Source organism: uncultured Granulicatella sp. (assembly GCF_963528315.1).
Classification (GTDB): Bacteria; Bacillota; Bacilli; order Lactobacillales; family Aerococcaceae; genus Granulicatella.
Map to the genome: position 1 here is coordinate 1 of NZ_CAURVV010000064.1, position 6,903 is coordinate 6,903.

A 6,903-nucleotide genomic window follows, 5' to 3' on the forward strand; every position below is an offset into this window, starting at 1 on the left:
AAATTTTCCACTTACATTATAGCATAGGTAGTATCTTTTTGTCTTTTTTTCGTACTTTGTTTCAAATAAAATTCGAGACCAAGGCTCGAAGTTTAGCCATGAGACAGCAAAGCTGGCTACTGGCGTCCTCACTATGTACGTAATTCCCTTAATAAAAACGCCCCGATACAATATGGATATAAAAAAATACTCCACCATTTCTTTATAGTGAAAGTAATATTAGCTATGAAAGGCTAATATTATAGGGAAAAATCAAGACCGAGGCTTGATTTTTAGCAATGAGACACCGAAGGTGGCTACTTGCGACCTCACTATCAAAGGAATGGTGGAGTTTTTTTTAGTATTCCTGTTGCATCAAAAGAAAATGACAGAGAGTCAGATCGTCCATATTTTTCAACGCCAATCCCGTCAACTGCCCAAAACGATCAATCCGATACTGTAACGTATTACGATGAATAAACAAACGAGTAGCCGCCTTCGTTAAAGTCCCACGCTCTTGCCACAACGCCTCAATCAAATCAGGAAATTCATCTTGAACCATCTGCTGATACAAAGTCTCGGGAATAGGAGAAAAATCTAACTTTTTCTGTGCAAATCCCCATAAAACCATCGGCGCAAAAGCCAAACAAGTCTGCTTATTCGACTCATGCAAATACGTCACAAATAAAGCTTTCTCCGCTTGATAAATCCCAGGAATATCTTCTGACATTTTCCAAACATTTCCAATGAAAATCTTCATTGAAATCGCAAAATCTTCTTCAACCGTTGCATGAATTGCTTGCAACTCCTGAGTCGAAATCGTCTCAACATCCGCTTTTCGAACAATCGTATAATGCTTTGGAAAACAAGAAAAACTCGTGATGACATCTCCGAAAATCTCTTGCATCATCTCCAACCATTCTTGTTCATTAAAATCTTCATTTTTTTGAATTAAACAAACATGAATCAGTTGAAGATTCTCCAACTGAAAAGGGCATTGTCCCCCTTGTTCTAAATACTGTTGCCAAGGTGAAAGTTGGGTTATTACCTTTGGTGGAGATTTTTTTAAGGTTTCTAATAAAGCTAATTCACGATTCGTTAATTGTTCATAAGGAATTTGTAAATAAGTATTTTCTTCCAAAGGAATAACATAATCTCTTACATCTTTTGGGATGTGATGTATCATTTTAGAATTTGGAAATAATTGTAACCATTCTTCGTATTTCATAACTGTCTCCTTTTCTTCTTCTCTTGTAGTATACACTAAAACTTCTTGGAAATAAAAAGAAGAAAAAGGAATTATAGTTTTGACTAGGATTTTTTTTGAAAATTCGATACAATAGAAGCAACTTTATTAAAGGAGTGAGAAAATGAAAGCAGTCGTAACAGTTGTCGGCAAAGATCGTGTCGGTATCGTTTATGAAGTATCAAAATTATTAGCAGAACAAAATATTAATATTGTAAATATTTCTCAAGAAATTATGGATGAATATTTTACAATGTTAATCTTAGTAGATGTATCTACAAGTAAAATGCCATTTGTAGAATTGGCTCCTTATATTCATGAACAAGGAAAAACTTTAGCATTAGATATTCGTATTCAAAATCATGAAATTTTTGAAGCGATGCATCGGATTGGTTAGGTGAAGGAATGGTTCAACATAGTGAAATTTTAGAAACGATTTCGATGGTAAAAGAACAAAATTTTGATGTTCGTACAATTACTATTGGAATTGATTTACATGATTGTATTCATCCGGATATCGATGTGTTAAATCAAAATATTTACAACAAAATTACTCGTATCGGAAAAGATTTAGTGAAAACAGCTCACGAATTATCACTGCAATATGGTGTGCCAATTGTTAACCAACGTATTTCTGTCACACCGATTGCTCAAATTGCAGCAGCTACAAAAGCAGATAGCTATGTTTCAATTGCACAAACATTGGATCGAGCAGCTAAAGCAATTGGCGTATCTTTTATTGGTGGATTTTCTGCCTTAGTTCAAAAAGGAATGAGTCCATCAGATGAAGTGTTAATTCGTTCAATTCCAGAAGCCATGAAAGTAACAGATATCGTATGTAGTTCCGTCAATATTGGTTCTACAAAAGCAGGAATTAATATGGATGCTGTGAAATTAGTTGGAGAAATCATTAAAGAAACAGCGGAAATTACTCCAGAAGGATTTGGTTGTGCCAAAGTCGTGATTTTCTGTAATGCAGTAGAAGACAATCCATTTATGGCGGGAGCTTTCCATGGAAGTGGAGAAGCAGATGCGGTCATTAATGTTGGAGTTTCTGGTCCAGGGGTTGTAAAAGCTGCTCTTGAAAATCATGAAGCTGAAACATTAACAGAAATTGCAGAAATCGTTAAGAAAACTGCGTTTAAAATTACTCGTGTTGGGGAATTAATTGGTCAAAAAGCTAGTCAAATGTTAGGAATTCCATTTGGAATTTTAGACTTGTCTCTTGCGCCAACTCCTGCAGTAGGGGATTCAGTCGCTCGTATTTTAGAAGAAATGGGATTATCCGTTACAGGAACTCATGGTACAACAGCTGCCTTAGCATTATTAAATGATGCTGTTAAAAAAGGCGGTATGATGGCTAGTTCTGCAGTTGGAGGATTAAGTGGAGCATTTATTCCAGTTTCAGAAGATGAAGGAATGATTGAAGCAGCTGCAAACGGCGTTTTAACATTAGATAAATTAGAAGCAATGACAGCGGTATGTTCCGTAGGATTAGATATGATTGCTGTTCCGGGAGATACTTCTGCTACTACAATTTCAGGAATTATTGCGGATGAAGCTGCTATTGGAATGATTAATACAAAAACAACTGCTGTACGTATTATCCCTGTTCCTGGTGGAAAAGTAGGAGATTCTGTAGAATTTGGTGGATTGTTAGGATATGCTCCAATTATGCCTGTTAAAGAGGGAAATTGTGACTTATTTGTCAACCGTGGTGGACGAATTCCAGCTCCAGTACAATCATTGAAAAACTAATTCTATCATGGAAAAAGTGTACTAAATACAGTATAATAAAGGATACGGAAAAAAGAGGAGGAATGAAAGATGTATGAATGGACATTAGAAGATTTATACCCATCATTTGAAAGTCAAGAATTTAAACAAGATGTAGAAGCTTATAAAGCGTTAAAAGGAAAATTTGAAAGTTTAACATTAGAAGATTCTATTGAAGGAATTACACAAGTTGTAAAATTATTAGATGAATCAACAGTGTTAACAGGTCGTTTATATAATTATATTCATTTAACATTAGCGACAGATACAACGCATGAAACAGCGACACAAGTAGAAGTACAATTAGCAGGAGTTTCAGCTGATTTACAAGCTACTTATGCGAAAGTTTCAAAATTTTTAGGAACGATTCAAACAGATATTACAACAGATCCTTTCTTAGCAGAATATCGTTATTATTTTGAAGAAGCTAAAAAAGATGCGACTCACTTATTAAGTGATGAGTTAGAAGAAGTTTTAGCAAAAATGTCGATTAGTGGCGGAAAAGCTTGGTCTCAATTATTCGACTTCATGTGGTCAAGTGCTCAAGGCGAATATAAAGGCGAAGTAGTTACTTTAAGTGAAATTCGTGGAAAAGCATATGATAGCGATGCAGAAGTACGTAAGTCAGCGTATGAAGCAGAGTTAAAAATGTATGATGCGATTAAAGAACCAATTGCTTTCTCATTAAACCATATTAAAAAAGAAGTATTAACAACTTCACAATTACGTGGATTTGAATCTCCATTAGCACATACTTTAGAAGCATCTCGTATGAGTCGTGAAACTTTAGATGCACTATTAGAAGCAATCCGTGAATATTTACCAAACTTTAGAAAATATTTACGCCATAAAGCAGCTTTATTAGGTCATGAAAATGGATTACCATTCTATGATTTATTTGCACCTGTTGGAAACAGCAGTCGTACATTTACAGTAGAAGAATCAAAAGATTATTTAATTGAAAACTTCAAAACATTCTCAGCTGATTTAGCAGAAATGACAGAAGAATTCTTTGATAAACACTATATTGATTTTTATCCTCGTAAAGGAAAAGTTGGGGGAGCATTCTGTGCAAACTTACCAATGATTAAACAATCACGTGTGTTAACGAACTTCACTGGATCATTAAGTGACGTTGTAACATTAGCGCACGAATTAGGACATGCATATCACGGACTACACATTGAAAATCACCGTCCATTAAACCAAGATTATTCAATGCCAGTTGCAGAAACAGCTTCAACATTTAATGAAAATATCATTATGAATACAGCAATTAAAGAAGCAAGTGATGAAGAAAAAATCGCATTAATTGAATCTCAATTACAAGATACTACTCAAATTATTGTAGATATTTATTCTCGTTACTTATTTGAGTCAGCTGTTTTTGAAAATCGTGAACAATCATTTATGTTCTCTAAAGATTTAGAAGAAATGATGTTATCTGCACAAAAAGAAGCGTACGGTGATGGATTAGATCAATCTTACTTACATCCATATATGTGGGCATGTAAACCGCACTATTATAGCACTGGATTAAGTTTCTATAACTTCCCATATGCATTTGGTGGATTATTCTCTAAAGGATTATATGCCATTTATCAAGAACAACCAGAAGGCTTTGTAGAAAAATATCAAGAATTACTTCGTGCAACTACTGTATCAAGTGTAGAAGATACTGCTAAAGTTTTAGGAGTAGATGTAAGTACTCCAGAATTCTGGAAGAAAGCATTAGCAGAAGTAGCAGAGTCTATTGAAGCATTTATTGCTTTAACTCCATTAAATAAATAAGAATAGTACTAGAAGAGACGAGTTTTTCGTCTCTTTTTTTATGTTTAAACATAGATGTACTAAAGGATAAATAACAGATGATAAAATTTTCATAAAAAAAATGAAAAAAATTAAGAAAAAATGATTGCTTTTTTGTTAAGAAACTGTTAAAGTATAGGAAGTTAATTTAATTGTCAGACAATTCTGATATAGGTCTGACAGTCAGGAGGAAATATGAAGAAAAAAGGACTATTATTTTTCTCAACTGCAGCTGTAGCTTTAACATTAGCAGCTTGTGGTGGAAAAGGACAATCAAGTGATTCTACAACAACAGGTGGAACTCCACAACCAAAAACTAAATATGCATCTGAAGTAACTCACGAAGGTACACCAATTAAAGGTGGAACATTAAAATATGCATTAGTTTCAGCATCTCCATTTAAAGGATTATTCATGGATGAATTAGCATCTGATTCAACAGATTCATCTATTACATCTCAAATTGATACTACATTATTTGAATACGATGAAAACCGTAAATTAACAAATACAGGTTTGGGTTCTATTGAATTTGACGTTGAAGGTAAAACTGCAACAATTAAATTAAATTCAAAAGACTATAAATGGTCAGATGGACAACCTTTAACAATTGATGACTATATTTTTGCAATTGAAGCTATCGGTAATAAAGATTATACAGGTGTTCGTTATAATGCAAACTACCAAAATATTGAAGGAATGGATAAATTCCACAGTGGTGAAGCTAGCTCAATTTCTGGGGTAGAAAAATTAGATGACTACTCAGTGAAAATTCACTTCAAACAAATGCGTCCATCAATGCAATTAGCAGGTGGTGCTTTACCTTACTATGTAATGCCAAAACATATCTTCTCAACTATTCCAGTTGCTGAATGGGAAAAGAGTGACTATGTACGTGGAAATAAAGGTGTAGGCCTTGGACCATTCAAGATTGAATCAATTACACCTGGTGAATCTGTAACATTAGTACCAAACGAACATTACTACAAAGGTCGTGCTAAATTAGATAAAGTTGTAATGGAAGTTGTTTCTCCAGATACAATTGTTTCTCAAATGAAAGCTGGTAACTATGATGTTGCTTCAATGCCAAGTGCGCAATATGAAGCATACAAAGATTTAACAAACGTTTCATTCATTAGTTCATTTGCTTCTCAATATGAATATATCGCATTCCACTTAGGTAAATACGATAAAGAACAAGGTAAAAATATCACTGATCCAAATGCTAAAATGAAAGATCCAGTTTTACGTCAAGCATTAGCTTATGCATTAGATATTAATGCAGCTGGTGAAAGTATGTACCATGGTTTACAACGTGGAACAAACTCAATCATCATCCCATTCTTCAAAGATATTTACAATGCAAATCAAGAAGGATTTGATTATAACCCAGAAAAAGCTAAACAAATGTTAGATGAAGCTGGATATAAAGATACTGATGGAGATGGATTACGTGAAAACAAAGATGGTTCTAAATTATCTATTAACTTTGCAGCACGTACTCGTGACGATGCAAACGAATCATTAATCCAACAATATCTATTATGGTGGAAAGAAATTGGTTTAGATGTAAAACTTTACACTGGCCGTACTCTTGAATCAAATGTATTCTATGAAAAAGTTCAAGCTGATGATCCAGAAATCGATATGTTCGCTGGTGGATGGGGAACAGGTTATGATCCAAACCCATCTAACTTATTCGGTGAAGCTGCTAAGTTCAACTTCGCTCGTTTCGTAAGCCAAGAAGGTAATGATATCATGGCTAAAATCAGTTCAACTGATGCATTTGATGATGCTAAAAATGTAGAATTCTACAAAGAATGGCAAAAATATGTTCACGATCAAGCGTTCATCTTCCCAACTTTAATTGGTGATTCAGTAACTGCCGTGAATAAACGTGTGAAATTCATGAACTCTGAAATTGGTAATAAAGATTCTAAATCTGCTTTATACCAACTTGAAGTTGTTTCAGAAACACCTTCTAAATAATTTTTATATGACTTCCCTGTAAGTAGCGGAGGACGCAAGCAGCCTCGCAAATGCGAGTCTCATTGCTAAAATTTGAGCCTAAGGTCTCAAATTTTCCTGTACTA

General features: G+C 34.2%; 5 protein-coding genes. 4 read left to right on the top strand and 1 reads right to left on the bottom strand.

Going from position 1 to position 6,903, the window contains the following annotated elements:
* Positions 1-337: 337 nt before the first annotated feature.
* Entirely contained in the window at positions 338-1,207 is an 870-nt protein-coding gene (locus RYK07_RS08575; protein ID WP_314853454.1) for a helix-turn-helix domain-containing protein, read from the bottom strand.
* A gap of 142 nt (positions 1,208-1,349) precedes the next feature.
* On the opposite strand from RYK07_RS08575, the gene RYK07_RS08580 reads away from it, so the two are divergent.
* The 4 genes from RYK07_RS08580 (at position 1,350) to RYK07_RS08595 (ending at position 6,799) form a co-directional block, all read left to right on the top strand.
* Positions 1,350-1,622, top strand: a complete 273-nt coding sequence (locus tag RYK07_RS08580) for an ACT domain-containing protein (RefSeq protein ID WP_314853455.1) — start codon at positions 1,350-1,352, stop codon at positions 1,620-1,622.
* 8 nt (positions 1,623-1,630) lie between these two features.
* A complete protein-coding gene (locus tag RYK07_RS08585) occupies positions 1,631-2,983 on the top strand; it encodes a PFL family protein (RefSeq protein ID WP_314853456.1) in 1,353 nt (450 codons plus the stop codon).
* Between the two features lie 69 nt (positions 2,984-3,052).
* Positions 3,053-4,792: a M3 family oligoendopeptidase gene (locus tag RYK07_RS08590; protein ID WP_314853457.1), complete on the top strand. Its 1,740-nt coding sequence runs from the start codon at positions 3,053-3,055 to the stop codon at positions 4,790-4,792.
* 213 nt (positions 4,793-5,005) lie between these two features.
* Complete coding sequence (locus RYK07_RS08595; protein WP_314853458.1) at positions 5,006-6,799, top strand: oligopeptide ABC transporter substrate-binding protein; 1,794 nt, start codon at positions 5,006-5,008, stop codon at positions 6,797-6,799.
* The last annotated feature ends 104 nt before the right edge of the window (positions 6,800-6,903 follow it).

Bases quoted from the DNA above. Each gene is read 5' to 3' on its own strand.
- RYK07_RS08575 (WP_314853454.1), bottom strand. From the start codon at position 1,207: ATGAAATACGAAGAATGGTTACAATTATTTCCAAATTCTAAAATGATA.
- RYK07_RS08580 (WP_314853455.1), top strand. From the start codon at position 1,350: ATGAAAGCAGTCGTAACAGTTGTCGGCAAAGATCGTGTCGGTATCGTT.
- RYK07_RS08585 (WP_314853456.1), top strand. From the start codon at position 1,631: ATGGTTCAACATAGTGAAATTTTAGAAACGATTTCGATGGTAAAAGAA.
- RYK07_RS08590 (WP_314853457.1), top strand. From the start codon at position 3,053: ATGTATGAATGGACATTAGAAGATTTATACCCATCATTTGAAAGTCAA.
- RYK07_RS08595 (WP_314853458.1), top strand. From the start codon at position 5,006: ATGAAGAAAAAAGGACTATTATTTTTCTCAACTGCAGCTGTAGCTTTA.